The 26,945-nt window shown below is 70.4% G+C and carries 22 protein-coding genes, 1 tRNA gene and 1 pseudogene; 17 read left to right on the forward strand and 7 right to left on the reverse strand.

Features of this window, described 5'->3' with window-relative positions; all coding sequences use genetic code 11:
• Together ACIOMQ_RS32675 and ACIOMQ_RS32680 are read right to left on the reverse strand one after the other, a co-directional pair.
• A pseudogene (locus ACIOMQ_RS32675) lies at positions 1-336 on the reverse strand (hypothetical protein); the annotation flags it as partial.
• 306 nt (positions 337-642) lie between these two features.
• Entirely contained in the window at positions 643-1,473 is an 831-nt protein-coding gene (locus ACIOMQ_RS32680; RefSeq protein ID WP_401753977.1) for a helix-turn-helix transcriptional regulator, read from the reverse strand.
• 120 nt (positions 1,474-1,593) lie between these two features.
• On the opposite strand from ACIOMQ_RS32680, the gene ACIOMQ_RS32685 reads away from it, so the two are divergent.
• Complete coding sequence (locus tag ACIOMQ_RS32685; protein WP_401261043.1) at positions 1,594-2,658, forward strand: aldo/keto reductase; 1,065 nt, start codon at positions 1,594-1,596, stop codon at positions 2,656-2,658.
• Positions 2,659-2,714: 56 nt separating this feature from the next.
• Here the strand turns inward: ACIOMQ_RS32685 and ACIOMQ_RS32690 are convergent, their stop codons facing one another.
• Positions 2,715-3,242, reverse strand: coding sequence for a GNAT family N-acetyltransferase (locus ACIOMQ_RS32690; RefSeq protein ID WP_402191502.1), 528 nt, complete (start codon positions 3,240-3,242; stop codon positions 2,715-2,717).
• A gap of 453 nt (positions 3,243-3,695) precedes the next feature.
• Between ACIOMQ_RS32690 and ACIOMQ_RS32695 the strand changes: the two genes are divergently transcribed.
• Positions 3,696-4,808, forward strand: a complete 1,113-nt coding sequence (locus tag ACIOMQ_RS32695) for a Ku protein (RefSeq protein ID WP_402191505.1) — start codon at positions 3,696-3,698, stop codon at positions 4,806-4,808.
• Between the two features lie 303 nt (positions 4,809-5,111).
• Here the strand turns inward: ACIOMQ_RS32695 and ACIOMQ_RS32700 are convergent, their stop codons facing one another.
• On the reverse strand, positions 5,112-7,061 hold the full coding sequence (locus tag ACIOMQ_RS32700) for a S53 family peptidase (RefSeq protein ID WP_362204597.1): 1,950 nt from the start codon (positions 7,059-7,061) through the stop codon (positions 5,112-5,114).
• Positions 7,062-7,233: 172 nt separating this feature from the next.
• Positions 7,234-8,721 (reverse strand): hypothetical protein, encoded by a 1,488-nt coding sequence (locus ACIOMQ_RS32705; protein ID WP_402191507.1) that lies wholly within the window; start codon positions 8,719-8,721, stop codon positions 7,234-7,236.
• Between the two features lie 411 nt (positions 8,722-9,132).
• Here ACIOMQ_RS32705 and ACIOMQ_RS32710 point away from each other — a divergent pair, with 411 nt between their 5' ends.
• Complete coding sequence (locus ACIOMQ_RS32710) at positions 9,133-9,510, forward strand: hypothetical protein (RefSeq protein WP_362204602.1); 378 nt, start codon at positions 9,133-9,135, stop codon at positions 9,508-9,510.
• Between the two features lie 235 nt (positions 9,511-9,745).
• Here the strand turns inward: ACIOMQ_RS32710 and ACIOMQ_RS32715 are convergent.
• Positions 9,746-9,817: transfer RNA gene (locus ACIOMQ_RS32715), tRNA-Arg, on the reverse strand.
• A gap of 139 nt (positions 9,818-9,956) precedes the next feature.
• On the opposite strand from ACIOMQ_RS32715, the gene ACIOMQ_RS32720 reads away from it, so the two are divergent.
• Positions 9,957-11,360: an IS4 family transposase gene (locus tag ACIOMQ_RS32720; RefSeq protein WP_402191509.1), complete on the forward strand. Its 1,404-nt coding sequence runs from the start codon at positions 9,957-9,959 to the stop codon at positions 11,358-11,360.
• Positions 11,361-11,365: 5 nt separating this feature from the next.
• On the opposite strand, the gene ACIOMQ_RS32725 is transcribed toward ACIOMQ_RS32720, so the two are convergent.
• Complete coding sequence (locus ACIOMQ_RS32725) at positions 11,366-11,893, reverse strand: hypothetical protein (RefSeq protein WP_362204609.1); 528 nt, start codon at positions 11,891-11,893, stop codon at positions 11,366-11,368.
• Positions 11,894-12,123: 230 nt separating this feature from the next.
• On the opposite strand from ACIOMQ_RS32725, the gene ACIOMQ_RS32730 reads away from it, so the two are divergent.
• The 13 genes from ACIOMQ_RS32730 to ACIOMQ_RS32790 all read left to right on the forward strand — a co-directional run bounded on the left by ACIOMQ_RS32730 (position 12,124) and on the right by ACIOMQ_RS32790 (position 26,901).
• Positions 12,124-12,606: a response regulator gene (locus tag ACIOMQ_RS32730; RefSeq protein WP_362204612.1), complete on the forward strand. Its 483-nt coding sequence runs from the start codon at positions 12,124-12,126 to the stop codon at positions 12,604-12,606.
• A 55-nt stretch (positions 12,607-12,661) separates the two neighbouring features.
• The gene (gene nrtL, locus ACIOMQ_RS32735) at positions 12,662-13,657 is read left to right on the forward strand and encodes an ArgS-related anticodon-binding protein NrtL (protein WP_362204615.1); all 996 of its coding nucleotides are present in this window, start codon (positions 12,662-12,664) and stop codon (positions 13,655-13,657) included.
• 26 nt (positions 13,658-13,683) lie between these two features.
• Complete coding sequence (gene lysA, locus ACIOMQ_RS32740) at positions 13,684-15,075, forward strand: diaminopimelate decarboxylase (RefSeq protein ID WP_362204618.1); 1,392 nt, start codon at positions 13,684-13,686, stop codon at positions 15,073-15,075.
• 126 nt (positions 15,076-15,201) lie between these two features.
• Positions 15,202-16,551 carry a homoserine dehydrogenase gene (locus tag ACIOMQ_RS32745; RefSeq protein WP_362204621.1) on the forward strand — a complete coding sequence of 450 codons (1,350 nt, stop codon included), beginning with the start codon at positions 15,202-15,204 and terminating at the stop codon, positions 16,549-16,551.
• A gap of 6 nt (positions 16,552-16,557) precedes the next feature.
• On the forward strand, positions 16,558-17,628 hold the full coding sequence (gene thrC / locus ACIOMQ_RS32750) for a threonine synthase (protein WP_362204624.1): 1,071 nt from the start codon (positions 16,558-16,560) through the stop codon (positions 17,626-17,628).
• 604 nt (positions 17,629-18,232) lie between these two features.
• The gene (gene thrB, locus ACIOMQ_RS32755; RefSeq protein ID WP_401753992.1) at positions 18,233-19,150 is read left to right on the forward strand and encodes a homoserine kinase; all 918 of its coding nucleotides are present in this window, start codon (positions 18,233-18,235) and stop codon (positions 19,148-19,150) included.
• Between the two features lie 384 nt (positions 19,151-19,534).
• Positions 19,535-21,550: a transcription termination factor Rho gene (rho, locus tag ACIOMQ_RS32760; protein ID WP_362204630.1), complete on the forward strand. Its 2,016-nt coding sequence runs from the start codon at positions 19,535-19,537 to the stop codon at positions 21,548-21,550.
• Between the two features lie 411 nt (positions 21,551-21,961).
• Positions 21,962-23,065, forward strand: a complete 1,104-nt coding sequence (locus ACIOMQ_RS32765; protein ID WP_402191513.1) for an LCP family protein — start codon at positions 21,962-21,964, stop codon at positions 23,063-23,065.
• 142 nt (positions 23,066-23,207) lie between these two features.
• Positions 23,208-23,432 carry a 50S ribosomal protein L31 gene (gene rpmE, locus ACIOMQ_RS32770; RefSeq protein WP_351204959.1) on the forward strand — a complete coding sequence of 75 codons (225 nt, stop codon included), beginning with the start codon at positions 23,208-23,210 and terminating at the stop codon, positions 23,430-23,432.
• A gap of 154 nt (positions 23,433-23,586) precedes the next feature.
• Positions 23,587-24,663 (forward strand): peptide chain release factor 1, encoded by a 1,077-nt coding sequence (gene prfA, locus ACIOMQ_RS32775; protein ID WP_362204638.1) that lies wholly within the window; start codon positions 23,587-23,589, stop codon positions 24,661-24,663.
• A gap of 42 nt (positions 24,664-24,705) precedes the next feature.
• Entirely contained in the window at positions 24,706-25,551 is an 846-nt protein-coding gene (gene prmC / locus ACIOMQ_RS32780; protein WP_362204641.1) for a peptide chain release factor N(5)-glutamine methyltransferase, read from the forward strand.
• A 64-nt stretch (positions 25,552-25,615) separates the two neighbouring features.
• Entirely contained in the window at positions 25,616-26,263 is a 648-nt protein-coding gene (locus tag ACIOMQ_RS32785) for an L-threonylcarbamoyladenylate synthase (protein ID WP_114246670.1), read from the forward strand.
• Positions 26,260-26,901, forward strand: a complete 642-nt coding sequence (locus tag ACIOMQ_RS32790; protein ID WP_362204646.1) for a protein-tyrosine-phosphatase — start codon at positions 26,260-26,262, stop codon at positions 26,899-26,901. The genes ACIOMQ_RS32785 and ACIOMQ_RS32790 overlap by 4 nt, the downstream gene beginning before the upstream one ends.
• The last annotated feature ends 44 nt before the right edge of the window (positions 26,902-26,945 follow it).

Raw genomic sequence — 26,945 nt, forward strand, 5'->3', positions numbered from 1 at the left:
ACCGAGCTCGTAGATCTCGGCCTTGCTGCCGTCCGCCAGCGTCTGGGTGCGGACCGGGGACGCCGCCTTGGCCTTGGCGGCTGATGCGGCGGTGCCGTGCGCGGCGGACGTCCCCGTCCACATGCTGGTCTGGGCCTCGTATGCGCCGGTCTTGGCGCCGCCTCCCGCTTCACCGCTACCAATGGAGAGGGAGGCGGAGTTGGAGATCTTCTTCTCCGAGCCGGCGGCGGCGGCGCTGCCCCCGCTCTGGCAGGCGGTCAGCGAGAAGGCCGCAGCGGCGGCGACGGCCACCAGGCCGATGGAACGGGCGGTACGGCGAGCACGGCGAGTGGTCATTGTTGAAGCCCCCATGGGATATCAGGATGCGGCACCTGCGCCTGCTCCCGCAGGGCGTCCGGCCGGATCTGCTGTTCGCTGCACCCCGTGAGATGGCACCCGGGCAGGAGTTGTTCACCGAGTTCTTGTCCGCACTTGGTAACAAAGGAACCGGGCGCCACCGCGCGAGTCCTCAAGTCCCTGTGCCGCGCCCTTGTTTGAGGTGATGGAAGCAGCAGTCGAGGCGCGCCTCGACGCGTACGAGCACGTGATCGGGAATCAGGCCGGGGCCGAGACCGGGATCCTGCATGAATGGACGGTTCGACATCACCGTGCGCACAACCGGTCCAATGCCGACTGGCTCTCATCGTCCACGGCGCGGTAGATCACCAACCGCTGGTCCGGATCTTGAAGTGGCATGAGCACTTCGAAATCCACCGTGATCACGCCGACGTCAGGATGCCGCATCTCCTTGCGGCCACGGCCGTTGACCTTGATGTCCCGCTCGGCCCACAATCGCGCGAATTCCTCGTCACGAGCGGTGAATTCGGCGATGAGGCCGGTCAACGCCCGATCCTCCGGATGCGCGGCCCACGCGGCGCGCAGATGGGCGATCCCCTCCCGCACGACGCGTTCGCGGTCGACATAGAACTCACGCATCCGCGGATGCATCAGGCACAGCCACATCGAATTGCGCTGCGACGGCGGCAGGGTGTCGAAATCCAGTAGCAGCCTCGCCATTTCGCCGTTCCAGGCCAGGATGTCGTAGCGGTGGTTCATCAGCATGGCCGGCAGCGGCGACAGGTCGGCGACCAGCCGGGCCAGCGGCGGCGCTGCAGTGGTGGCGGGCTGGTCGGCGTTGCGGGGGCGCTGCTGGGCCAGGTTGAAGAGGTAGGCGCGTTCGTCGGGGGCCAGGCGCAGAGCTTGAGCCAGCGCCTCCACCACGTTCGCCGAGGGCCGCAGCCCGCGGCCCTGTTCCAGCCGCACGATGTAGTCGATGCTGACCCCGGCCAGTTCGGCGACCTCTTCGCGGCGCAATCCCGGGGTCCGCCGGGCCTGCCGACGCGACGGCAGACCGAAATCGTGCGGGTCCAGGCGTTCGCGCCGGGTCCGCAGGAATGCGGCCAACTCCTGTGTCGTGTCCACGGTGCCGCTCATCGTCTTCGACCCTACAGCGAGGGTAGGACTCGCGTTCCCAGGAACTTCTTTCCCTTATCCCCGGCTCGTGGCGGTCACAGAGTTGTTTTCGACAACGGATCACAAGCACAGGAGGACACGATGCCGCTCACCCTCGACACCTACCGGCTGCTGGGCCGCTCCGGGCTGCGAGTCTCACCGCTGGCACTGGGCGCGGCGACCTTCGGCACCGATTGGGGCTGGGGCGCCGAGCAGGAAGAGGCGCGCAAGCTGTTCGACCTCTACGTCGAGCGCGGCGGCAACTTCATCGACACCGCCAGCACCTACACCCAGGGCAGCTCCGAGCGCCTGCTGGGCGAATTCACCCGCGACCACCGCGAAAGCCTGGTGCTGGCAACGAAATACACGACGCTGCGCCGACCCGGTGATCCGAATTCCGGGGGCCCTCACCGCAAGAGCCTGTTCGCGTCGGTGGAAGCCAGTCTGCGACAGCTGAACACGGACTACATCGATCTGCTCTACCTGCACCTGTGGGATTTCACGACGCCGGTCGAGGAGATCCTGCGCGGCATGGACGATCTGGTCCGGCAGGGCAAGGTCTTGTACGTGGCGATCTCCAACGCCCCGGCCTGGCAGGTGTCGCGCATGCAGGCGATCGCCGACCTGCGCGGCTGGTCACCGCTGGTCGCGCTGCAGATCGAATACAACCTGACCGAGCGCACCGGAGAGCGTGACCTGATCCCCATGGCACGCGAGATGGGGTTGGGGGTGATCCCGTGGTCACCACTGGCCGGCGGGGTGCTCACCGGCAAGTACAGCCGCGACGACATGACCGCGACGGACGTCGCATTCGACGACGGCACCCGCAGGAGCGTCACCATCGCCAACGGCGCTCTCACCGAACGCAACCTCGCCATCGTGGACGTCGTGAAGGAGGTCGCCACGGAGCTGGGCCGCACACCCGCCCAGGTCGGGCTGGCCTGGACCCTGCAGAACCCGGGCGTGACGGCACCGATCATCGGCGCCCGCACCCCCGCGCAACTGGAGGACAATCTGGGCGCCCTGGAGGTCGACTTCACCGCCTCCCAACTGGCCCGCCTCGACGAGGCCGGCGCGATCGGACTCGGCTTCCCGCACGACATGCTCGCCCGCGACACGACCCGCGCGCTGACCCGCGGCGACCTGAAGGTCGAAACCCGCCGCTGATACCCGATCGAGCCCCGAGGACAGCACTGCCGCCGCCCTCCCGTAACTGCTGATCGTCACTGGGGAGCGGCGCGTAGGTCCCGGACGTACCAGTCGAACCGTGTGCCGTTCTTGCCGTGGGCCTGCTTGCCGGGGGTGAACCCTGCCCGTCGCGCGACTGCGGCGGATGCGGGATTCTCCGGCTCGACCTGGATCACCGCCTCCTCCCCGCCCGCACCGGCCGCATACGGAGACGCCAGGAGGACCGCGCGGGTAGCCAGGCCACGCCCCCTCCAGGACGGGTAGAGGCCATAGGCGACATTCACTTGGCCGGGAGCCAAGTCCTCTCCTGCGAACCGCAGGTCGATCGTCCCCGCGAGAGCCTCGTCGGCACCTGCCCGGATACCGAAGGCGCGGAGCGGCCCGGCAGTGTCCCACTGTTCCCGGCAGTGCCGGATGTGGGCTTCGACGCCCTCGCGCGTACCGGGACCGCCGTTGAGCCGGCGAACGAGCAGCTCATCCTCCCCCGTGAGGTGCGCCTCCGCATCGTCCAGGCACAGCGGGGACAGAGTGATGATCCCGTCGGACAACTTCACTTCACGCATCCGGTGATTCTTGATGCGGGAGCCGCGTCGCACCATCGGTTTCCCGGGACATGTCGCAGGGTTGCACCTCCGGCAGGCGACGATCTCCGTGTGGCTGGTGCGATCACGGCGTCGGAACCGTCCTGGACAGCCCCGGCCAAGTCGAGCGGTACGGTCGCCCACTCGCCGGCGTCGATGACTTCACCGCCTGGACGGTGAACACGGAGCGTGACAGCTTGACCGCTCATGGACCGTCCCCACAGCGGGCCAGTGGCGGAGAGGCCGTACCGCCGCGAGACTGTCCATGGAAGGTCCGTACCACTTCCGCCTCGCTCTGAAGAATGGGCAAGCTGACCTGGGAGTCTCTGATCCGTGGCCGATCGGCCACCGAGTGGCCGCCGTCCGTGGGATTCGGCCACGGGATCTGGGATTCCGCGCGGATCTACAAGCGGCTGTCGGACACAAGGGGTGAACGTGAGATCCATATGGAACGGCGCCATCTCCTTCGGGCTGGTCAGCATCCCGATCAAATTGGTCAACGCCACCGAGAACCACTCGGTCTCCTTCCGCCAGATCCACCTCACCGACGGTGGCCGGATCCGCTACCGGAAGGTCTGCGAGATCGACGAGGAGGAAGTCGGCCCGGCCGAGATCGGCAAGGCGTACGAGGACGCCGACGGCTCGATGATCCCGATCACCGACGAGGACCTCGGCTCGCTCCCGCTCCCCACCGCCAAGACGATCGAGATCGTCGCGTTCGTGCCGGCCGCCTCGATCGACCCGCTCCAGATGGACGCGGCGTACTACCTCTGCGCCAACGGAGTCCCGGCGGCCAAGCCGTACACCCTGCTGCGCGAGGCGCTGAAGCGGAGCGAGAAGGTCGCCTTGGCGAAGTACGCACTCCGCGGCCGTGAACGGCTCGGCATGCTGCGGGTGGTCGACGATGTGATCGCCATGCACGGCCTGCTCTGGCCGGACGAGATCCGCAGCCCCGAGGGCATCGCCCCGGAGCCCGAGGTCACGGTCCGCGAAGCCGAACTCGACCTGGCCGACGCGCTGATGGACACGCTCGGCGAGGTCGACATGGACGCGCTCCATGACGACTACCGCGAGGCGGTCGAGGAGCTCGTCGCGGCGAAGGCCGAAGGCCGGAGCGTGGAGCCGGCGGAGGCGGAGGGAACCGGCGGCAAGGTCATCGACCTGGTCGCAGCGCTGGAGAACAGCGTCCGGGCGGCGAAGGAGGCCCGGGGCGAGGAGCCGGCAGCGGAGACGGCGGAGGAGCCCGAGGAGGAATCGGCGAACGCACCCGTGGCCAAGGTCACTTCGCTCACCGGCCGCAAGAAGTCGGGCGGCACCGGAGCGAAGAAGAAGGCCGCGGCGACCACCGGAAGATCGGCCGCCAAGAAGCCGGCGGCGAGCAGGGCCCCCGCCAAGAAGACCGCCGCACGGTCGACGGCGAAATCGTCCGCCAAGTCCTCGGCGTCCTCGGCGGCCTCGGCGAAGAAGACCACCGCGAAGTCGGCCCCGAAGGCGGGCGCGAAGTCGACGACGAAGAAGGCATCCTCCCGCAAGCGAGCCTCGGCCTGAGTACCGGACAGGCACCACGCAGCCTTGCGCACGGCGCTGGGTAGAGAGCCCTGTGCCCGGCGCCGCGGAGCCCTGTGCACAACACCGGGCCAAGCTGCGCACAGCACCGGGCCAAGCGCCGCGCACAGCACCGGGCCAAGCGCCGCGCACGGGAAGCGTCGCGCACAGCACCGGCGAGGCGCGGACGGCCCCCACACGGCCCTACGCACGGCTGACGGCCGCCCCGGAGTCCGAGCACCGGGACGGCCGTCGACGCATGGTGAGGCGGGTCAGCGCCCGTCGGCGCACATCGACGCGTACGCGTCAGTGCCGGCGGTACGAGTTCACATATCCGGCCGCCGGAGTCCCGACACCGGTCACGTCGTCATACCCCTTGACCGCCTTGAGCGAGGCGTCCTTGCCGAGGCTCCGCACCGACGTCAGTACGCCGTCCGCCGCGTCGACGCCGTTGGCGAAGTCGACCCGGGCCACCGCGAGGTCGCGGTTCGGGCCCAGCGGGTGGTCGGTGACGTCGTGGTACGCCTTCGAGCCGTACCGGGCGTAGATCGCCGGGTTGGCGAAACCGATCGGCAGCCCGTGGCGGGCCTGCTGCGCGAGCGCCTGGACACCGGCGATGACCGGCGCGGCCAGTGACGTACCGCCGATGCGGTACTCGTCGTAGCCGAGCGAGCCGTCGGGCAGCGTCTGGGTCTGGCCGACCAGGAAGCCGGTGTTCGGGTCGGCGACGGCCGCGATGTCCGGAGCCGTGCGCATCCGGTTCTTCCCGTTCGCCCGCGCGAGCGAGTCCGGGACGATGCCGCGCTGGTAGAACGGCTGCTTCACGGTCGAGCTGGTGCCGCCGCCCGCGCCGGAGGTGTACGCGCCGGGGAAGCCGGTCCAGCTCTTGCCGTCGTCGGCGAGGTCGGCCTTCAGCGTTCCCCAGCCGGTCTCCCACTGGTACGTGTCGTTCTTGCCGACGGCGAGCGCGGTGCCGCCGACCGAGGTCACCCAGGCGGAGTTGGACGGGACGTCGATCTGCTTCGTACCCGTCGACGCGACGTTGTCGCCGTCGTCGCCGGAGGAGAAGTAGAAGCCGATGCCCTCGATCGCGCCCATCTTGAAGATCTGGTCGTACGCGGCGGCGATGTCCGGCGTCTCATTGGCCTCGACGTCGCCCCAGGAGTTGGAGACGATGTCCGCGAGCCGGTTGTCGACGACCTTGTTCAGCGAGTCGAGCAGGTCGGCGTCGTAGCAGGAGGCGCCCCCCACGTACACGATGTCGGCGGCGGGCGCGACGGCGTGCACGGCCTCGACGTCGAGGGTCTCCTCGCCGTACCAGCCGGAGGCCCCGCACTCCTCGGTCTTCGTGTAGTCGGCCGGCAGCACCTGGCTGAGCTGGCCGCGGCGGTACGGGGCGTCGCCGTTGCGCTTGGCGTACTCGGCGGCGTCCTTCGCGATGGTCGGCGAGGCGTACGCGTCGGTGATCGCGACGGTGACGCCCTTGCCGGTCCACTTGCCCGCACCGTAGGCGGCGCGCAGCTGCTTGCCGGTGTAGCCCTTGACGGCGTACGGCACCTTCGACCCGTAGGCGCTCGGCAGCGCCGACGCGGTCTTGGAGCCGAAGTACGAGGAGAAGGGGCCGGAGTTGCGGAACACCGCGTCCGGCGGCGGCAGCGTCTCGTCGTGGCTCGACTTGTGCGGCGCGTTGTCCAGGCCGGAGACGGCGAGAACGGCGTCGCTCAGCGCGGCGGGCACGGAGGCGGTGGAGGCAGGGGCGCGGTAGGTCCGGCCGCCCTTGCGGTAGTTGCGCAGCTGGGTGCCGAACGTCTTCTCGGCGGCGGCGACATCACCGGTGGCCGAGACGTAGTGCCGGTTGGTGCCGGTGACGGTCAGCCCGTTCGCCTTCAGCCACCGGCTGACCTGGTCGATCTGCTGCTGGGTGGCGCCGAACCGGGCCTGCGCCTGCTCGGCGCTCAGGTACTTCCCGTAGGAGGCGGACCGCGGGTCGGACACGGCGGCGGCGTACGCGGCCAGCCCCTTCGCGTCGCGTCCGGCCAGATGGACCCGGACACTGACCTTGCCGCTGTCGGCCGTGGCCCCCTGGTCGGCCTCGGCGGTCGCCCAGGCGGGCTTGGTGCCCTGCAGCGCGTCCCGTCCGCTCGGCGCGGAGTCCGCGCTGGCGTTCGGTATTCCGAGGGCGAGTGCGCCGGCAAGCAGCGGCAGTGTCGCTGCCATGCTCAGCGCGGCGCGACTTCTCGCGCGGCTGGTTCTCATGTAACCCCCTGCGATGTGGGTCTTCGCGTGTGGTGCATGTGCCGGATGATGTGCACATGTAATGCGCCACTCTGGCGAGGAACCCCTCATGTAGGGGGCATGCATTCACCAAGAATCGACCAAGTGAGCGTATTCATAGGGTAGTTCGCGGAGAATCTGTGGAAATGCACCCTCAGGCGTTCGAGGCCGAATCCGCCGGGCCGATGCCGAGGGAGGGCGAACTGGTCATGTACGTGCAGCCGGTGTACCGATACCCGGGCTGGATCTTCGAACCGTCCGCGTAACTCGTCACGCCCGCGCCGGAGGAGGAACCCCCTCGGTGCTTGTACAGGAAGTGGTACTCACCCGCGGGCAGCCACAGCGTGACATGCGGATAGCTCTTCCCCTTGGCCTTGCAGGCCGACAGGGACCCGCTCACCCAGGAGTACGACCTGCAACCGGCGCAGCCCCCGATGCCGGTCCTCCCCGTGACCGGCCCGGTGTACAGGATCTCGACCCCGTCGGGGGCGTCGTTGCTGATGACCAGTTCCATCCGGGCCCCGCCCGGCCGTCCCGAGGGCGGCAGATGCCTGCCGGCCGCCGGCCGCGTACCGGCGATCTCCGCGGCGACGGCGATGTCGCGGGCCCGTGCCCCGCGCTTGTCCTTCTTGTACGTGGCGGCGAACTCCGTCAGCGTCCGCCGCGCCTCGTCGAACCGCTTGGCCTTGAACTCCGCGAGCCCGCAGGCGTAGACGCCGTTCTCGATGCCGCCGTCGGCGTTCCCGGCCCGCGCCGAGACCGACGCGTCCGGCAGTGCGAGCGCTGTCGCGCGGAGCCGGCGCAGCCTGTCCGTGGCCCCGCAGGGATCGCTCCCGCGTACGGCCCGGCTCTGCTCCGAGATCTTCCCGGACACCGCCGGCCCGACCTTCCCGGCCTGCGCCGATCCGGGGAACGTGCGCAGCAGCTCGCCCAGTTCGCGGCTTTCCGTACCGGCGGCCGCGTCACCCAGTTTGGACACCCCGCACTCGTACAGCGAGACGGCGAGCGGCGTGTCGGGATAGCGGGCCAGCTCGCCCAGCAGCTTCGGATCGATCGCCTCGGGCACGGTCCGCAGATAGGTCAGCGGCTCGATGGCCTCGCAGTGCTTCTGCCGGCGGTACGGCGCGGAGACCGCCCGGTAGTACGCGTCGAGCCGCTTCGGTACGAGTTTCCCGGCCCTCGACCCGGCGTGCTCCTCGCCGAGCTCGCGGTAGACGGCGAGCGCCGAGCGGTAGTCGCCCCGCGCGGCGGCGAAGGGCTTGCCCGAAGCTGCCGCCACGGTCCTGTCACCCCGGTCCAGCCGGTCGAGCAGCATCTGCTCGACGGCGTCGGCCCGCTCGGAGCCGTAGAACACCACACCCCCCGCGGGCACCGCCAGCAGCACCAGGCCGGCCCCGGCCGCCACCATCGGCCGCCACGAGCCGCCGACAGTGCGGCGCCGGGCGATCCGCGCCCCGTCCACGGCCGCCAGGGCCGACACGGCCAGATACGCGACGACGATCCCCGGGGCCACCCCGCCGGGATCGGCAGGCAGCGCGACGAGCAGCAGGGCGCCGGTCGCCGCACAGCACAGCAGGGTCCTGAACCAGCACCGCATCAACGCGTAGCCGAGCCCGAACCCACTGAGATTGAGCAGCGCCACGGCCGAGGAGCGGAGCACACCCCCCGGTGGCGGCGGCCCGACCACGGGCGGCCGGGCGGGAGGCGGGGGAGGGGGCGGGGGAGCGCCCCCGGAGCGAACCTGGTCGTCCCAACTCACGTCGGCCCCCCAACCGTTGAGCGAGTCGGGCCTCGAACCGCGCCCGGTGTGATTACCATCCACGACGCCCCGAACGGTGTCAATCCGGACGGTGACCCCGTCCGCCGCCCGCCCGACGCCACGACCGCCGCCGAGGCGGTACCGGAGTGCCCCGGCCCCGTGCCCGATAAAGTGACCGGTGCCGCGACTGGCGCGTGCCCCGGCAGGGGCGCTCTGTGGTCCGAACCGGGACCGGCGGTGGCGCGAAGGGCCGGCTGATCACCGGCCGCACCCCTCCGCGCCTATGCTCGCTGGATGGAGCAGAGCGAAGTAGTGAAGCGTGTGGTGGGAATCCTCACGGAGGCGGGGGAGATCCGTCGGCTCCTCGAAGAGAACGTCGACCGTGACGACGTGGAAACCGATTCGAGCGTGGTGACCGCGCTCCTGAACGAGACGATGCCCCGGATCACGATCCCCGAGGACGCCTCGATCGAAGAGGTCGCGGCCCTCGTCGGCCGGGAGGTCGGCGGCGCGGTGGAGCAGCTGGTCGGCGCGTTCACCCTGGCCTTCGCCATGCTGGCCCAGGTGCACGACTCCGGGCAGACGGATGTGTCCTCCTCCGACGTGCTCCAGGACCTGGCGCTGCGAGCGGAACAGATCGGCTCCGGCGGACCGGAGGACATGGACCAGTAGACCGCCGGCGCGGCACCGGAAGCCGCCCCGGCCCCACGCGGGGGCCGCCATGGGCAAGGTTCTCCGTGACGTAATGGGCCTGCGGCCGGCGCCCGGCGAATCTCTTGTGGGCCCGGCTGCCGGAATGGATGGGCGCGATCGACCGCCTCGCGCGCGGCATGTGCCTGCGCATACGCGAAGACCCCGGCTTCAGCGTTTCCGCTGATGACGGGGTCTTTAGGCACTTCGATCGAAGTGCCCCCGGCAGGATTCGAACCTGCGCACACGGCTCCGGAGGCCGATGCTCTATCCCCTGAGCTACGGGGGCGTATCGCTGTGTTGCTCGGCGACGGGGGAAACACTACCAGCTTCCACAGGGTGTCCGTGAACAGGTATTTCGGCGCTCCCGGGGTGGCTGCGCGGGCCAATGCAGTTGCTTTTGAGTCGGCTGGTCCGTTGACCTGCTCGTGGAGGGGTGGGGGCCGGGATGCCGGTCGCGCATAGGGATCTTGACCAAGGTGTTCACGCCGGAGCTCGTGGACGCGGCCGTTGCCAAGCACGGGCGGGGTGAGCTGCGGCGTCGACTGCTTCCGGCCCGGCTGGTCGTGTACTTCGTGCTCGGGCTGTGCCTGTTCGCCCGGGAGTCGTACAAGGAGGTGATACGCATGCTGACCAGCGGTATACCCGGCAGCCGGGCCCTGGCCCGGGTCAACCGATCGTCGCTGTGCCGGGCGCGAGTCCGGCTCGGTGAAGAGGTGCTGGAAACGGTATTCCGGCAAGTGGCCGGCCCGCTGGCGGTCCCGGAGACGCCGGGCGCGTGGTGGCGTGGTCTGCGCCTCCTGGCGCTGGACGGCACACAGTTCGACGTGCCGGACTCGGTGGGCAACGGCGATACCTTCGACGGCCCCTCCACAGGCGGGACGCCGTTCGGCTTTCCGCAGGTGCGAGCCGCCGTGCTCGCGGAGATCGGCACCCACGCCATCCTCGACGCCGGCCTGGGCGGCTACCGGGACGGCGAACGGCGCCTGGCCTACCCGCTGGCCAGCTCGACAGGCCCCGGGGATCTCGTCATCGCCGACCGCGGGTTCTGGTCGGTCGAATTCGTCCACGCCTTCACCACGTCCGGCGCCCATCTGCTGGCCAGGCTCCAATCCAACCACCTCGGTACCACTCAGGCGGAGTTGCCTGACGGCTCCCGGCTGTCCCTCATGCGCCCCGGCAAGGATGTCCGCCGCCGGGCAGCCCGCGAAGGCCGGGTCCTGCCGAAGGAGACGACCTACCGCGTCATCACCTTCACCAAGAACGACAAGGCCGTGCACCTGGGCACGTCCCTGCTGGACACCGAGGAGTACCCGGCGGACGAGTTGATCGCCCTCTACCGGCAGCGCTGGGAGATCGAGCTGGCCTTCGACGAGATCAAGAACCACCTCGGCCCCGGCGGACCGCTCCGATCGCGCACCCCTGAAGCCGTGCGGCAGGAGCTGTGGGCCCTACTCGCGGTCCACCAGGCCGTCCGCCGGTTCGCGCACGACGCCGCGGCGAACGGGCCGGTCCTGGATGCCGACCGGCTCTCCTACCTCCGCTGCGTCCGGATCGCCCGGCGCAGCGTACCGTCCCAGCACGGCACCTCCAGGCGCACGCTGACCAACGCCTGGAAGGAGGCCATCCAGGAAGCGCGGTCCCGTCTGCTGCCGCCCCGGTCCGGCCGGGACTGGCCCCGAGCGATCAAGAAACCGATGCGGTGGCCGATCCTGAGAACCCGGAGCGGCCGCAGCGAGGTCGCACCGGGGCGATGGGCGCATAACCAGACCACCAAACAGCGCAAACACCGGGGCGCCGGCAGGCCCGTGCCTCGCGCTCAACCGCCTTGACCTCCCTACAGCTGGTCCCCCCTGCTGGGTGGTTCCGGAGGATGCATCCCGCCACCGTCCTTGATGTCCACTTCGCAGGTGCGCCGGTCGTAGGACTGGTCATTGGGGATCAACAGCACTGCGTCAACCTGCTCAGGGTGCTCGACGTTGAGCCAGTCGTCGCCCGTGAGGGGATCGTCGGCCGGACCGAACGCCTGGGACGAGGAAACCGTCTGACACCCCAACGTCACGCGCTCCTTGTCGACCGCGCAGGCGTCCACTGCGGGGTCGGAATATTCATCGGCGCCGTCGAAGCGGAAGCGGAAGTGGACCTGGCCACCTTCGGAGGGCACCTGCGGGTGGGGCTCAAGGCTCCAGTCAACGACCGCGGCGGTGACGCCGAGAGGCTGCCCATCCGTGTCCACGACCTGCACCCTGACACCAGCCTTACCGCGCTCCGCCGTCGTGTCGGTGCAGACCCAGGAAGAGCAGCCGGACAGGGCGAGAATCACCAGAGCCAGCGGGGCAACGGCGAATACCCGTGCAGGTAACACTGAGATGGCCTCCGGTCGGGGTGGGGCGGGGAAGTGTACCCGGGGTCTGGCAGCTCCGGGGTGATGGCGACGAGCGCCTGCGGCGGCGAAGCCGAAGCGCAGAGCAGCCCTGTGAACTGGGCGGGTGCTTAAAGCAACTGCATTGGGCTGCGCGGGCCCCCGGAACGGGTGGGGACGGAACGTCATGCGTACATCCGGCCACCTCCCGCACCACTCGTCCGGGGTCGGAAATGGGCAAAACCCGGACGCAGCCCCTACGTCCCACCTACTCTCGAAGGGTGTCAGGGGCGTGTGGCCGCGTGCTTGTTGTCGACGACAACAAGGTCATCCGGCAGTTGATCAGGGTCAACCTCGAGCTTGAGGGCTTCGAGGTCGTGACCGCGGCCGATGGTGTCGAGTGTCTGGATCTGGTGCATGGGGTCCGCCCCGATGTGATCACGCTCGATGTCGTCATGCCCCGGCTGGACGGTCTGCAGACCGCCACCAGATTGCGTGCCGATCCGCGGACCAGACATGTGCCCGTGGCGATCATCAGTGCCTGCACTCCCATCGAGGTGGACACCGGGGTCGCCGCAGGGGTCGACGCGTTCCTGGCGAAGCCCTTCGAGCCGAGTGAGCTGGTGCGGCTCGTGCGGCAGTTGATGGACCGGGAGGACCCGCCGCCGCTCGACGGCAGGCACGGTGCCGGGAGGGCGGAGAGCGCCACCGGGTGACCGTATGGCGAAACCGGGTCGCGAGGCAGCCCCCGTCCTCCCATACGCTTGTCCTGTGACCCCCGCCGATCTCTCCAGGACCGTGCTGCACGCCGTGCGCCGCGCGGTCGACGAGGACGCCCTGCGCGCGCCCGTGCCCGCGCGCGTGCGGGTGGAACGGACCCGGCCCGGCGGGTGTGGGGACTACGCCTGCGCCGTCGCCCTCCAGCTGGCCGGGCCCGCCGCGCTGCCGGCCAGGGAGGTCGCCGAGATCCTTCGGGAGCGGGTGCAGGGGGCGCCGGGGATCAGCGGCGTCGAGGTCACCGGGCCCGGGTTCCTGAACTTCACCCTCGGTGGCCCGGACCCCGTCGACGCACTGGTCCGGGCCGTCGGGGCGGGCGGTACGGAGTACGGGCACGGGGACGCCCTCGCCGGCGTCACGGCCTTCTTCGCACCCGTCGGCGAGCTGCGCGCCCGCGTCGTCACCGAGACCGTCGAGCGCCTGCTCCGGGCCCAGGGGGCCGAGGTCGGGGACCGGGCGGCCGGCGGGGAAGCGCTGCACGTGGTGCCCGTGCCCGCCGTGGACCGTGATCTCTTCGAGCGGCTCGGGACCGACGCCGCGCGCTGGGCACTGCTGCGGGCCGCTCCGCACGACCGCGCCCGGGGCGCGGGCGACGGCGAGCTCCTCGTACAGCGGGAGGGCAACCCGCTGTTCCTGGTGCGGTACGCGTACGCCCGGACCCGCGCCCTGAGCCGGAACGCCGAGCAGCTCGGGTTCGGCGCCGCGTACGAGGAGAGCGTGGAGGCACCCGTGCTCGGTGCGCTTCTCGCCGACCATCCCGGTGTGCTCGCCGCCGCCGCCCGCCACCGCGAGCCCGACCGGGTCGCCCGGCAGCTGGAGGCGGTCGCGCAGGCGTTCTTCGACTTCCACGACGGTGCCCCGCCGCTCCCCGTCGGTGACGAGAAACCCTCGGCCGCCCACCGCTCCCGGCTCGCCCTCGCCGAGGCCGCCGGGACGGTGCTGGCAGGCGGCCTGTCCCTGCTCGGCATCAGCGCACCCGAAGTCCTCTGAGAGACCCGAGAGAGCAGAGCAACACGATGAGCCGATCCGCACACCCCGCCGGACCCCGCCACGCCGATGTCCTGGCAGAGGGGCACTACACGGCCCCGCCCGCCGACCTCAACGCCCTGGACGAGAAGGTCTGGGCCCGTACCGTCGCCCGGAACGCGGACGGCACGGTCACCGTCGGCGGGATCGAAGTGACGCGGCTGGCCGAGGAGTTCGGCACTCCCGCCTACTTCCTCGACGAGAGCGACTTCCGGGCCCGCTGCCGGGCCTGGGCCGTCGCCTTCGGGCGGAACGCCGATGTGTTCTACGCCGGCAAGGCGTTCCTGTCGCGGGCCGTCGTGCGCTGGCTCCATGAGGAGGGACTCAACCTCGACGTCTGCTCCGGGGGCGAGCTGACCTGCGCGCTGGACGCCGGGATGCCCGCCGAGCGCATCGCCTTCCACGGCAACAACAAGACCGTCGCGGAGATCGAGCGGGCGATCACCGCGGGTGTCGGACGGATCGTGCTCGACTCCTTCCAGGAGATCGCCCGGGTCGCGCACGTCGCGCAGCGGCTCGGCAAGCGGCAGCGGGTACAGATCCGGGTGACCGTCGGTGTCGAGGCGCACACCCACGAGTTCATCGCGACCGCGCACGAGGACCAGAAGTTCGGGATCGCGCTGGCCGGGGGGCAGGCCGCCGAGGCGGTGCGCCGGGCACTCACCCTCGACGGTCTGGAACTCATCGGCATCCACTCGCACATCGGCTCGCAGATCTTCGACATGGCGGGCTTCGAGGTCTCCGCCCGGCGCGTGGTGCAGCTCCTCGCCGAGGTGCGCGACGAGCACGGCGTCGAGCTGCCCGAGATCGACCTGGGCGGCGGGCTGGGGATCGCCTACACCTCCGAGGACGACCCGCGCGAGCCGCACGAGATCGCCAAGGCGCTCGGCGACATCGTCACCCGCGAGTGCGAGGCGGCCGGGCTCGCCACCCCCCGGATCTCCGTCGAACCGGGACGCGCCATCGTCGGCCCCACCGCCTTCACGCTGTACGAGGTCGGCACCATCAAGCCCCTGGAGGGGCTGCGTACGTACGTCAGTGTCGACGGCGGCATGTCGGACAACATCCGCACCGCGCTGTACGACGCCGAGTACTCCGTGGCGCTCGTCTCGCGCACCTCCGACGCCGAGCCCATGCTCGTCCGCGTCGTCGGCAAGCACTGCGAGAGCGGCGACATCGTCGTCAAGGACGCGTTCCTGCCGTCCGACCTGGCGCCCGGCGACCTGATCGCCGTGCCCGCCACCGGTGCGTACTGCCGCTCCATGGCGAGCAACTACAACCATGCTCTTCGCCCGCCCGTCGTCGCCGTGCGCGACGGAGAGGCGCGCGTGATCGTCCGGCGCGAGACGGAGGAAGATCTCCTGCGTCTGGATGTCGGCTGATGCCGTTTTTCCCGGGGTATACCCCAGGACCCCCATAGATGTCTCAGGATCCGGACGGGTGGCAGGAACGCCCGTCCGGTGAGTGAGACTGGACCACACATCAGATGTAAAAGGAAACGAGGTCGGATGATGCGTACGCGTCCGCTGAAGGTGGCGCTGCTGGGCTGTGGAGTGGTCGGCTCAGAGGTGGCGCGCATCATGACGACGCACGCCGACGACCTCGCCGCGCGCATCGGCGCACCGGTCGAGCTCGCCGGTGTCGCCGTGCGCCGGCCTTCCAAGGTGCGGGAGGGCATCGACCCCGCACTGATCACCACCGATGCGACAGCCCTGGTCAAACGGGGCGACATCGACGTCGCCATCGAAGTCATCGGGGGCATCGAGCCCGCCCGTACGCTCATCACGACCGCCTTCGAGCACGGCGCGAGCGTGGTCTCCGCCAACAAGGCGCTGCTGGCCGAGGACGGCGCCGCCCTGCACGCCGCCGCCGAGCAGTACGGCCGGGACCTGTACTACGAGGCCGCCGTGGCCGGTGCCATCCCGCTCGTACGGCCGCTGCGCGAATCCCTCGCGGGCGACAAGGTCAACCGGGTCCTCGGCATCGTGAACGGCACCACCAACTTCATCCTCGACCGGATGGACACGAGCGGAGCCGGATACTCCGAGGCGCTCGACGAGGCCACCGCTCTCGGTTACGCGGAGGCCGACCCGACCGCCGACGTCGAGGGCTTCGACGCCGCCGCCAAGGCCGCGATCCTGGCCGGCATCGCCTTCCACACCCGGGTCAGGATCGGTGACGTGCACCGCGAGGGCATCACCGAGGTCACCGCCGCCGACATCGCCTCGGCCCGCCGCATGGGCTGCACCGTCAAGCTCCTCGCCATCTGCGAGCGCGCCGCCGACGGGCGGTCCGTCACCGCGCGTGTGCACCCCGCGATGATCCCGCTGAGCCACCCGCTGGCCTCCGTCCGCGAGGCGTACAACGCGGTCTTCGTCGAGGCCGACGCGGCCGGGCAGCTCATGTTCTACGGCCCCGGCGCCGGCGGCTCGCCGACCGCGTCCGCGGTCCTCGGCGACCTGGTCGCGGTCTGCCGCAACAAGCTCAACGAGGCCACCGGCCCCGGCGAGTCCGCGTACACCCGCCTGCCGGTCAGCCCCATGGGCGAGGTCGTCACGCGGTACCACATCAGCCTCGACGTGGCCGACAAGCCTGGCGTACTCGCCCAGGTCGCGACGGTCTTCGCCGAGCAGGGCGTGTCGATCGACACCGTCCGCCAGCAGGGCAGGAATCCAGGCAGCGGCGACGAAGCCGCCGTCGAGCAGGGTGGCGACGGGCGACGGGCGGGCGGCGAGGCCTCTCTCGTGGTCGTCACCCACCGCGCGCCCGACGCCGCCCTCTCGGCGACCGTCGAAGCGCTGCGCAAGCTCGACACCGTGCGCGGTGTCGCCAGCATCATGCGTGTTGAAGGGGAGTGAGGACCCATGACCAGCAAGGGCACCCACCAGTGGCGCGGCATCATCGAGGAGTACCGGGACCGTCTTCCGGTCACGAGCACGACGCCGGTCGTCACGCTCCGTGAGGGTGGTACGCCGCTCGTCCCCGCTCAGGTCCTCTCCGAGCGCACGGGCTGCGAGGTGCACCTCAAGGTCGAGGGCGCCAACCCCACCGGGTCCTTCAAGGACCGCGGCATGACGATGGCCATCACCCGGGCCAAGGAGGAGGGCGCGCAGGCCGTCATCTGCGCCTCCACCGGCAACACCTCCGCCTCCGCCGCCGCGTACGCGGTACGGGCCGGCATGGTCTGTGCCGTCCTCGTGCCGCAGGGCAAGATCGCGCTCGGCAAGATGGGGCAGGCGCTCGTGCACGGCGCCAAGATCCTCCAGGTCGACGGCAATTTCGACGACTGTCTGACGCTGGCCCGCTCGCTGTCGGACAACTACCCGGTGGCGTTGGTCAATTCGGTCAACCCGGTCCGTATCGAGGGCCAGAAGACCGCCGCGTTCGAGATCGTCGACGCGCTCGGCGACGCCCCGGACATCCACGTCCTCCCGGTCGGCAACGCGGGCAACATCACCGCGTACTGGAAGGGTTACAAGGAGTACGCGGGGGACGGCATGGCCACGCACACCCCGCGCATGTGGGGCTTCCAGGCCTCCGGCTCCGCGCCCATCGTCCGCGGCGAGATCGTCAAGGACCCGTCGACCGTCGCCACCGCGATCCGGATCGGCAACCCGGCCTCCTGGCAGTACGCGTTGGACGCCCGGGACGAATCGGGCGGTTTCATCGATGAGGTGACGGACCGCCAGATTCTGTCCGCCTACCGGCTGTTGGCCTCGCAGGAGGGCGTCTTCGTGGAGCCCGCGTCGGCCGCTTCCGTCGCCGGTCTGCTGAAGGCCGCCGAGGAGGGCAAGGTCGACCCCGGCCAGAAGATCGTCTGCACGGTCACCGGCAACGGGCTCAAGGACCCCGACTGGGCCGTCGCTGGTGCTCCGCAGCCGGTCACGGTCCCGGTCGACGCGGCCACCGCCGCCGAGAAGCTGGGTCTCGTCTAGGGTCTTTCGTTTGGATCAGGCCGGATCAGGGAGCGGGTTCTGGTGCGTGCGATCGCAAGGCGGAGGAGAGGAGTCGACGCAGCGCGTCGGCGACCGACGACAACGCGGCGAGCGCGCGTGCCGGACCCCGCGAGCCCGGCGTGATCCGAACGAGAGGCCCTGGCAGCCGAGAGCCCGGCGGCATCCCCGCCGGGCCGGCTGTCGCCAACGGCCCGGACCGGCCCCCGGCCCGCCGTCGGCAACGGTCCGGCCCGGCTCGGTCGTCGGCGGGCGGCCCGGCCCGCCGGCGGTGGACCCCCGGCGCACCGCCGACGGGAACTGTGCGACCTGTCGGCAGGAACCCGGCTCAACCGTCCCTTTTCGGGGCGGAGAGCGCATAGGAGGCGGGCGACACGCATCGTGCGCCTCCTGTGCGCCCTATGTCGCGACAGAACCTTCCTTCGATAAGCTGTAACCAACCCACCCCGCCGCATCCGTCGCGGTGCATGGGCCGTTGTGGCCGTCGGTCTCCCCGGAATTCCACTCCCCGCCGCCACGGCTTCCCGTCGTCTTCGAGAAACCGCTCCACCACCCCCGCCGCCTCACAAGGAGAGTCGTCTAAGCGATGGCCGGTCCCGCCTTCCGAGCCGCCGCCGTCCGGGTGCGCGTCCCTGCGACCAGCGCCAACCTGGGCCCGGGTTTCGACGCCTTCGGCCTTTCGTTGGGCCTGTACGACGACGTCGTCGTCCGCGTAGCCGACTCCGGACTGCACATCGACATCGCGGGTGAGGGCGCGGACACGCTGCCCCGCGACGAGAGCCACCTCCTCGTACGCTCCCTGCGCACCGCCTTCGACCTGCTCGGCGGACAGCCCCGCGGCCTGGAGATCGTGTGCGCCAACCGCATCCCGCACGGGCGTGGCCTCGGCTCGTCCTCCGCGGCCATCTGTGCCGGCATCGTCGCGGCCCGCGCCGTGACGACCGGCGGTGACGCCCGCCTCGACGACGCCGCGCTGCTGGAGCTCGCCACCGAGATCGAGGGCCACCCCGACAACGTCGCGGCCTGTCTGCTGGGCGGCTTCACCCTTGCCTGGACGGACGGCGGATCGGCCCGCGCGATCAGGATGGACCCCGCCGATTCCATCGTTCCGGTGGTTTTCGTCCCCGGCAGACCGGTCCTGACCGAGACCGCCCGCGGACTGCTGCCGCGCGCGGTCCCGCATGTCGACGCGGCCTTCAACGCCGGCCGTGCCGCGCTCCTCGTCGAGGCCCTGACCAGGCGCCCCGAGCTGCTGCTCACCGCCACCGAGGACCGGCTGCACCAGGAGTACCGCTCCCCGGCGATGCCGCAGAGCGTGGAACTCGTGAACCGACTGCGCGCCGACGGCGTACCCGCAGTCATCTCCGGTGCCGGGCCGACCGTGCTCGCACTGGTCGAGGACGGTGCGGCCGACAAGGTCGCACAGCTGGCGGGCGAGGGATGGGCGGCCAATCGGCTCGCTCTCGACGCCCCGGGTGCGAGTGTGCTGCCGCTCGCCCCGTAGCCGAGACGTGATTGCCGGTGAGTGAGAGGGGGAATGTTTGTTGGAGCCGGTAGTGTTAACCTCAAGTCTGCAACCGACGTCTATGTGGCGCGTTGCTTCGTGTCCCTTTCCGGGACCACCAATTCTTCCGGGAGCCTCCCCAACTGCCTGAGCAGCCTGCCTGAGCAGTTTCGTGCACGCTCCGGAACCGGCACGACACCCCTCGCTTGTCCAGGAGTGGGCCGAGCAGGGGGATGCTCGCGCCGGACCCTTGCACACCTTCATCTCTCCGCCGTACCCGGCGGACCACCGCCCCGGCCCGGTCCGCAAGAAAAGACCGCAGTCGGACAGCACAACCGGTCGCCGAGCCAGAAGGCCGACGTCCGCTCCAGGGAAGGACCCTTCGTGAGCGACACCACCGATCTGATGGGCGTGACTGCCGACAAGAGCGTCGACAGCGCTGCGCCCGCCGAAGGTGCTGCCACTGGCACCACCGCACGGCGCCGCCGCTCCGGCACCGGCCTTGACGGCATGGTCCTGGCCGAGCTGCAGCAGGTCGCGTCCGGCCTCGGCATCAAGGGCACCGCGCGGATGCGCAAGGGCCAGCTGATCGAGGTCATCAAGGAGACGCAGGCCGGTAGCACGGCCGCGCCCAAGGCCGCCGCGCCCGCCGCGGATGCCGAGACCAAGCCGAAGCGCCGTGCCACCTCCAAGGCGCGCACCGGGGACGCGGCGGCCGCCGCCGCGCCCGCCGAGAAGGCCGCTGCCCAGCAGCAGATCGACATCCCCGGTCAGCCGGCCAGCGACGACCAGCCCGCGGGCGAGCGCCGTCGGCGTCGTGCCACCGCTCAGGCGGGCAGCCCGGAGACCAAGGCGGAGAGCAAGCCGTCCGCCGAGGCCAAGGCGGAGACGCAGGCCGAGCCGAAGGGTGACGACCGCGCCGACGCCAAGGCCGAAGCGGCCGCCGACACGGCCGAGGGCCGCCGGGGCGACCGTCAGGACCGCGGCCAGCGCGGCGACCGCCAGGAGCGCGGCGAGCGCGGGGAGCGCCGCGACCGTCAGCGCGACCGCCGTGGCAAGGGCGACGAGCAGGGCGGCGGCCAGGGCCAGCAGGGCGGCCAGCGCCAGCAGCGTCAGGGCCAGCAGAGCAGCGGCCCGCAGGACGACGGTTACGACGACGAGGCGGGCGGCCGTCGCGGCCGTCGCGGCCGCTACCGCGACCGCCGCGGGCGCCGTGGGCGGGAGGAGTTCGCCAACGAGGTCCCCGTCTCCGACGACGACGTCCTGATCCCCGTCGCGGGCATCCTGGACATCCTCGACAACTACGCGTTCATCCGGACCTCCGGCTACCTGCCGGGCCCGAACGACGTGTACGTCTCGCTCGCCCAGGTCCGCAAGAACGGCCTGCGCAAGGGCGACCACGTCACCGGTGCGGTGCGCCAGCCCAAGGACGGCGAGCGCCGCGAGAAGTTCAACGCGCTGGTCCGCCTCGACTCGGTCAACGGCATGGCGCCCGAAACCGGCCGCGGCCGCCCGGAGTTCCAGAAGCTGACCCCGCTCTACCCGCAGGACCGGCTCCGGCTGGAGACCGACTCCAACGTCCTGACGACGCGGATCATCGACCTGGTCGCCCCGATCGGCAAGGGCCAGCGAGGCCTGATCGTGGCCCCGCCGAAGACCGGCAAGACCATGATCCTGCAGGCGATCGCCAACGCGATCACGGTCAACAGCCCCGAGTGCCACCTGATGGTCGTCCTGGTCGACGAGCGTCCGGAAGAGGTCACCGACATGCAGCGGTCGGTGAAGGGCGAGGTCATCTCCTCGACCTTCGACCGCCCCGCCGAGGACCACACCACCGTCGCCGAGCTGGCCATCGAGCGCGCGAAGCGTCTCGTCGAGCTGGGTCACGACGTGGTCGTCCTGCTGGACTCCATCACCCGCCTCGGCCGCGCGTACAACCTCGCGGCCCCCGCCTCCGGCCGCATCCTGTCCGGTGGTGTCGACTCGACCGCGCTGTACCCGCCGAAGCGCTTCTTCGGTGCCGCGCGCAACATCGAGGACGGCGGTTCGCTGACCATCCTGGCCACCGCGCTCGTCGAGACCGGCTCGCGCATGGACGAGGTGATCTTCGAGGAGTTCAAGGGCACCGGCAACATGGAGCTCAAGCTCGACCGGAAGCTCTCGGACAAGCGCATCTTCCCGGCGGTGGACGTCGACGCGTCCAGCACCCGCAAGGAAGAAATCCTGCTCGGCAGCGACGAGTTGGCGATTGTCTGGAAGCTGCGCCGGGTGCTGCACGCGCTCGACCAGCAGCAGGCGATCGAGCTCCTCCTGGACCGGATGAAGAAGACCCAGTCCAACGCGGAGTTCCTGCTCCAGATCCAGAAGACGACGCCGGCTCCGGGCAACGGCAACGACTGACCGCCGTACCGGATCGACTGATTCCACAGGGCCGCCCCCGTCACTTCGGTGACGGGGGCGGCCCTGTGCCGTGGGGCGCGCGGGTGTGACGCAGTCGATCCGGCCCTTTCGGTCGATCCGAGACCTTCGCCACATGACGGGCGTCGCGACCGGTGCCGCCCTCATGGCTGTACTGGACAAGAAACCGCAGGTGAGCGCGGGATCACCGGCCGTTCACCGATGCCCCGCATCCCTTTTGTCCCCGCATCGTCCTCACCCGGACGTGACAGGTCGCTGTGCAACCCTTCTTCGTGCCGCGGCGTCGTACGAAGTGCTGACAAGTCGCCAAAGCAGACGAAAGAGCCGATGCGCCCGTGCTCGAACACCGCTGCTGGGGGCAGCCGGGAAACAGCTGACGACCGAAGGAGACGGATGTCCGAGCAGAGCGGGAGCGGCGGCCGAATACGTCCCACCGGCAAGCGCCGGAAGAAGCCGTCACGCCGGCGCAGGGCGACGGTGATCGCTGTCTGGACCCTGGCCGGTGTCGTGGTCGTCGGCGGCGGTGGACTCGGATACGCCTATCTCAAGCTCAACGGCAATCTCAAGGCCGTCGACATCAACGCGGCGCTCGGCAAGGACCGCCCCGACAACGTGGACAACGGCTCCGAGGACATCCTCGTGCTCGGCTCCGACTCCCGCTCCGGCGCGAACTCCGCCTACGGTGCCGACGAGGGCACGGCCCGCTCCGACACCGCGATGATCGTCCACCTCAACAAGGGCCACAAGACGGCCTCCGTCGTCTCCATCCCGCGCGACACCCTCGTCACCCGTCCCGACTGCACCGGCGACACCTCGGGCAAGATCGTCGCGGGCGAGCGGCGCGCCATGTTCAACACGGCGTACGAGGTCGGGGGCCCGGCCTGCGCGGTCAAGACCGTCGAATCCATGTCCGGTATCCGCATGGACCACTACCTAGAAGTCGACTTCACCGGCTTCAAGAAGCTCATCGACGAGCTGGGCGGCGTGAAGATCACCACCACCGAGGCGATCCACGACCCCAAGAGCCATCTGGATCTGGAGCCCGGCACCCACACCCTCGACGGCGAGCAGTCGCTGGGCCTCGTCCGCACCCGCAAGAGCGTCGGCGACGGCAGCGACCTCGGGCGCATCCAGCTCCAGCAGGCGTTCATGAAGGCGCTGATGGAACAGGCCAAGAGCGTCGGGGTGTTCTCGAACCCGAAGACGCTCTTCGACCTCGCCGACGCCGCGACCAAGGCCATCACCACCGACTCCGACCTGGGTTCGGTCGAGCAGCTCACCGGCTTCGCGAACGGCCTCAAGGGGCTCGCCTCGAAGAACGTCCACATGGTCACCCTGCCCGTGCAGTACGACCCCGCCGACCCGAACCGCGTCGTACCGCTGGAGGAGTCCGCCCAGCAGGTCTGGACGGCGCTCAAGCAGGACCGGGCGATCCCCGCCTCCGCCACCGAGAAGTCAGCGGGCGACAAGGGCGTCGCGGGACGCGTCGTGCAGTGAGCGGGCGGCCCGGGAATAGGTGCGGCCTGCCCCCGGTTTTGGGAGATACGGCCGGTCCTGGCAGACTGGTACGTCGGCCCCGGTTCACGGACGCGCAATCCGCGCGTACGACCCGGTGCCCTCCCGAACCTAGGAGAAACCCTTGAAGCGCGACATTCACCCCGAGTACGTCGAGACGCAGGTCAGCTGCACCTGTGGCGCCTCGTTCACGACCCGGAGCACCATCGGCGGCGGCAGCATCCGTGCCGACGTCTGCTCCGAGTGCCACCCGTTCTACACGGGCAAGCAGAAGATCCTCGACACCGGTGGCCGCGTGGCCCGCTTCGAGGCCCGCTTCGGCAAGGCTGCCGGCTCCGCCAGCAAGTAGCGAGCCACTGCGCCGGTTCTCGGCGCCCTCTTCCCGGGGGCGCCGAGACCGGCGTTTTTTTCCGGCCCGGGGTACGGGCCGTCCCCGTACCCCGCCCGGACAGCACCACGCCGTCCAGCAGGCACGTTTGAGTGAAGAAACCAGGAGCCCGAAGATGTTCGAGGCGGTCGAGGAACTGATCGGCGAACAGGCCGATCTCGAGAAGAAGCTCGCGGACCCGGCGGTCCACGCCGACCAGGCAAACGCGCGCAAGCTCAACAAGCGCTACGCCGAGCTGACCCCGATCGTCGCCACGTACCGCTCCTGGAAGCAGGCCGGGGACGACATCGGGACGGCCCGCGAGCTGGCCGCCGACGACCCCGACTTCGCCGCCGAGGTCAAGGACCTGGAGAAGCAGCGCGAAGAGCTCACCGAGAAGCTCCGCCTCCTCCTGGTCCCGCGCGACCCCAGCGACGACAAGGACGTGCTCCTGGAGATCAAGGCGGGCGCGGGCGGCGACGAGTCCGCCCTGTTCGCCGGCGATCTGCTGCGGATGTATCTGCGCTACGCCGAGCGCGTCGGCTGGAAGACCGAGATCATCGACTCCACCGAGTCCGAGCTCGGCGGCTACAAGGACGTTCAGGTCGCCGTGAAGACCAAGGGCGGCAACGGCGCCACCGAGCCCGGCCAGGGCGTCTGGGCCCGGCTGAAGTACGAGGGCGGGGTGCACCGGGTGCAGCGGGTGCCGTCCACCGAGTCCCAGGGCCGTATCCACACCTCCGCCGCCGGAGTGCTCGTCACGCCCGAGGCCGAGGAGGTCGACGTCGAGATCCACGCCAACGATCTCCGCATCGACGTCTACCGCTCCTCGGGCCCCGGCGGCCAGTCCGTCAACACCACCGACTCGGCGGTCCGCATCACCCACCTGCCGACCGGTGTCGTCGCCTCCTGCCAGAACGAGAAGAGCCAGCTCCAGAACAAGGAGCAGGCCATGCGTATCCTGCGTTCGCGACTGCTCGCGGCCGCCCAGGAGGCCGCCGAGCAGGAAGCCTCGGACGTACGACGCAGCCAGGTGCGCACGGTCGACCGTTCCGAGAAGATCCGTACGTACAACTTCCCGGAAAACCGGATCTCGGACCACCGCGTCGGCTTCAAGGCGTACAACTTGGACCAGGTGCTCGACGGCGACCTGGATGCCGTGATCCAGGCCTGCGTCGACGCCGACTCGGCCGCCAAGCTCGCCGCCGCGTAAGCAAAGCCCGCCCCGCCCCGTAACCCCGTACGGAGAACCGCGATGAACCTGCTGCTCGCCGAGGTGGCCCAGGCCACTCAGCGGCTGGCCGACGCCGGTGTGCCCTCGCCGCGATTCGACGCGGAGGAACTCGCCGCGTTCGTGCACGGCGTCAAGCGGGGCGAGCTGCACCATGTGCCGGACGCGGACTTCGACGCCCGTTACTGGGAGGCCATCGCCCGCCGCGAGGCCCGCGAGCCGCTCCAGCACATCACCGGACGCGCCTTCTTCCGCTACCTGGAACTCCAGGTCGGGCCCGGCGTCTTCGTCCCCCGCCCGGAGACCGAATCGGTCGTCGGCTGGGCGATAGACGCCGTACGCGCGATGGACGTCGTCGAACCGGTCGTCGTCGACCTGTGCAGCGGATCGGGCGCCATCGCCCTGGCCATGGCCCAGGAGGTGCCGCGCTCCCGCGTGCACGCCGTGGAGCTCTCCGACGACGCCCTCAAATGGACCCGCAAGAACGCCGAGGGGTCCAGGGTCACCGTCCACCGGGGAGACGCGCTCACGGCCCTCCCCGAGCTCGACGGCCAGGTCGACCTGGTCATCTCCAACCCGCCGTACATCCCGCTCACCGAATGGGAGTACGTGGCACCCGAGGCCCGCGACCACGACCCGGAGATGGCCCTCTTCTCCGGCGAGGACGGCCTCGACACCATCCGCGGCATCGAACGCACCGCACACCGCCTGCTCCGCCCCGGCGGCCTCGTCGTCATCGAGCACGCCGACACCCAGGGCGGCCAGGTGCCGTGGATCTTCACCGAGGAACGCGGCTGGGCCGACGCGGCCGACCACCCCGACCTGAACAACCGGCCGCGGTTCGCCACGGCCCGCAAGGCCATGCCGTGACCGGTGGCCACCACCCGCACGACCCGTACCCGCCATACCCGTACACGCTTGAGGAGGCCGGCTGATGGCACGGCGATACGACTGCAACGACGCGACCGACCGTACGACGGGTCTGCGTGAGGCCGCGTCGGCCGTCCGCCGCGGCGAACTGGTCGTGCTGCCCACCGACACCGTGTACGGGATCGGCGCGGACGCCTTCAGTTCCGAGGGCGTCGCCGACCTGCTGGACGCCAAGGGCCGCGGCCGCAACATGCCGACACCCGTCCTGATCGGCTCCCCGAACACCCTGCACGGACTGGTCACCGACTTCTCCGAGCAGGCCTGGGAGCTCGTCGACGCCTTCTGGCCCGGCGCCCTCACGCTCGTCGCCAAGCACCAGCCGTCGCTCCAGTGGGACCTCGGCGACACCCGCGGCACCGTCGCCATCCGGATGCCGCTGCACCCGGTCGCCATCGAACTGCTCACCGAGGTCGGCCCGATGGCCGTCTCCAGCGCCAACCTCACCGGCCACCCGGCCCCCGAGGACTGCGACGCCGCCCAGGAGATGCTCGGCGACTCCGTCTCCGTCTACCTCGACGGCGGTCCGACACCCGGCATCGTGCCGTCGTCCATCGTCGACGTGACCGGCAAGGTCCCCGTACTGCTGCGCGCCGGTGCGCTCTCCGTCGAGGAACTCCGCAAGGTGGTACCCGACCTCGAGGTGGCCAATTGACCGCCCCTGAGGGGCGTGGCATAGCGGGGCAGGCCGACACTTTCCGCATCCTCCACGTCAGCACCGGCAACGTCTGCCGCTCACCGATCACCGAGCGGCTGACCCGGCACGCCCTGGTGGACCGCCTCGGCGATCCGCGTCAGGGCGGTCTGATCGTGGAGAGCGCGGGCACCTGGGGCCACGAAGGCGCCCCCATGGAGGCCAACGCCGAGATCGTCCTCGCCGACTTCGGCGCCGACACCACCGGCTTCGTCGGCCGGGAACTGCTCGACGAGCACGTGATCCGCGCCGACCTGGTGCTCACCGCCACCCGCGACCACCGGGCCCAGGTCATCTCGATGGGTCACTCGGCCGGCCTGCGGACCTTCACCCTCAAGGAATTCACCCGGCTGGTCCGGGCCATAGACCCCGCCACGCTGCCCGACGCGCGCGACGAGGGCGTCGTCGAACGCGCCCGCGCCCTGGTCCGCGCCGCGGCCGCGCTGCGCGGCTGGCTGCTGGCCCCCACCGCCGAGGCCGACGAGGTCTACGACCCGTACGGCGCCCCCATCACGTTCTTCCGGTCCATCGGCGACGAGATCAACCAGGCCCTCGACCCGGTCGTCACCGCCCTGACGGGCATTACGGCCGACCGCTGAGGACGCGGCTCTGCCGTCCGCCCCGACGGCCGGAGGCCGGCGCA

The sequence above is a fragment of the Streptomyces sp. NPDC087845 genome, from assembly GCF_044742755.1.
In the GTDB taxonomy this organism is placed as follows: domain Bacteria; phylum Actinomycetota; class Actinomycetes; order Streptomycetales; family Streptomycetaceae; genus Streptomyces.

What these genes read in the sequence shown, in the direction of transcription:
- lysA (WP_362204618.1), top strand. Translation starts at nt 13,684, where the DNA reads ATGAGCCGATCCGCACACCCCGCCGGACCCCGCCACGCCGATGTCCTG.
- prfA (WP_362204638.1), top strand. Translation starts at nt 23,587, where the DNA reads ATGTTCGAGGCGGTCGAGGAACTGATCGGCGAACAGGCCGATCTCGAG.
- thrC (WP_362204624.1), top strand. Translation starts at nt 16,558, where the DNA reads ATGACCAGCAAGGGCACCCACCAGTGGCGCGGCATCATCGAGGAGTAC.
- ACIOMQ_RS32765 (WP_402191513.1), top strand. Translation starts at nt 21,962, where the DNA reads ATGTCCGAGCAGAGCGGGAGCGGCGGCCGAATACGTCCCACCGGCAAG.
- ACIOMQ_RS32690 (WP_402191502.1), bottom strand. Translation starts at nt 3,242, where the DNA reads ATGCGTGAAGTGAAGTTGTCCGACGGGATCATCACTCTGTCCCCGCTG.
- ACIOMQ_RS32685 (WP_401261043.1), top strand. Translation starts at nt 1,594, where the DNA reads ATGCCGCTCACCCTCGACACCTACCGGCTGCTGGGCCGCTCCGGGCTG.
- ACIOMQ_RS32700 (WP_362204597.1), bottom strand. Translation starts at nt 7,061, where the DNA reads ATGAGAACCAGCCGCGCGAGAAGTCGCGCCGCGCTGAGCATGGCAGCG.
- prmC (WP_362204641.1), top strand. Translation starts at nt 24,706, where the DNA reads ATGAACCTGCTGCTCGCCGAGGTGGCCCAGGCCACTCAGCGGCTGGCC.
- ACIOMQ_RS32785 (WP_114246670.1), top strand. Translation starts at nt 25,616, where the DNA reads ATGGCACGGCGATACGACTGCAACGACGCGACCGACCGTACGACGGGT.
- ACIOMQ_RS32745 (WP_362204621.1), top strand. Translation starts at nt 15,202, where the DNA reads ATGATGCGTACGCGTCCGCTGAAGGTGGCGCTGCTGGGCTGTGGAGTG.
- ACIOMQ_RS32680 (WP_401753977.1), bottom strand. Translation starts at nt 1,473, where the DNA reads ATGAGCGGCACCGTGGACACGACACAGGAGTTGGCCGCATTCCTGCGG.
- ACIOMQ_RS32710 (WP_362204602.1), top strand. Translation starts at nt 9,133, where the DNA reads ATGGAGCAGAGCGAAGTAGTGAAGCGTGTGGTGGGAATCCTCACGGAG.
- thrB (WP_401753992.1), top strand. Translation starts at nt 18,233, where the DNA reads ATGGCCGGTCCCGCCTTCCGAGCCGCCGCCGTCCGGGTGCGCGTCCCT.
- ACIOMQ_RS32730 (WP_362204612.1), top strand. Translation starts at nt 12,124, where the DNA reads ATGGGCAAAACCCGGACGCAGCCCCTACGTCCCACCTACTCTCGAAGG.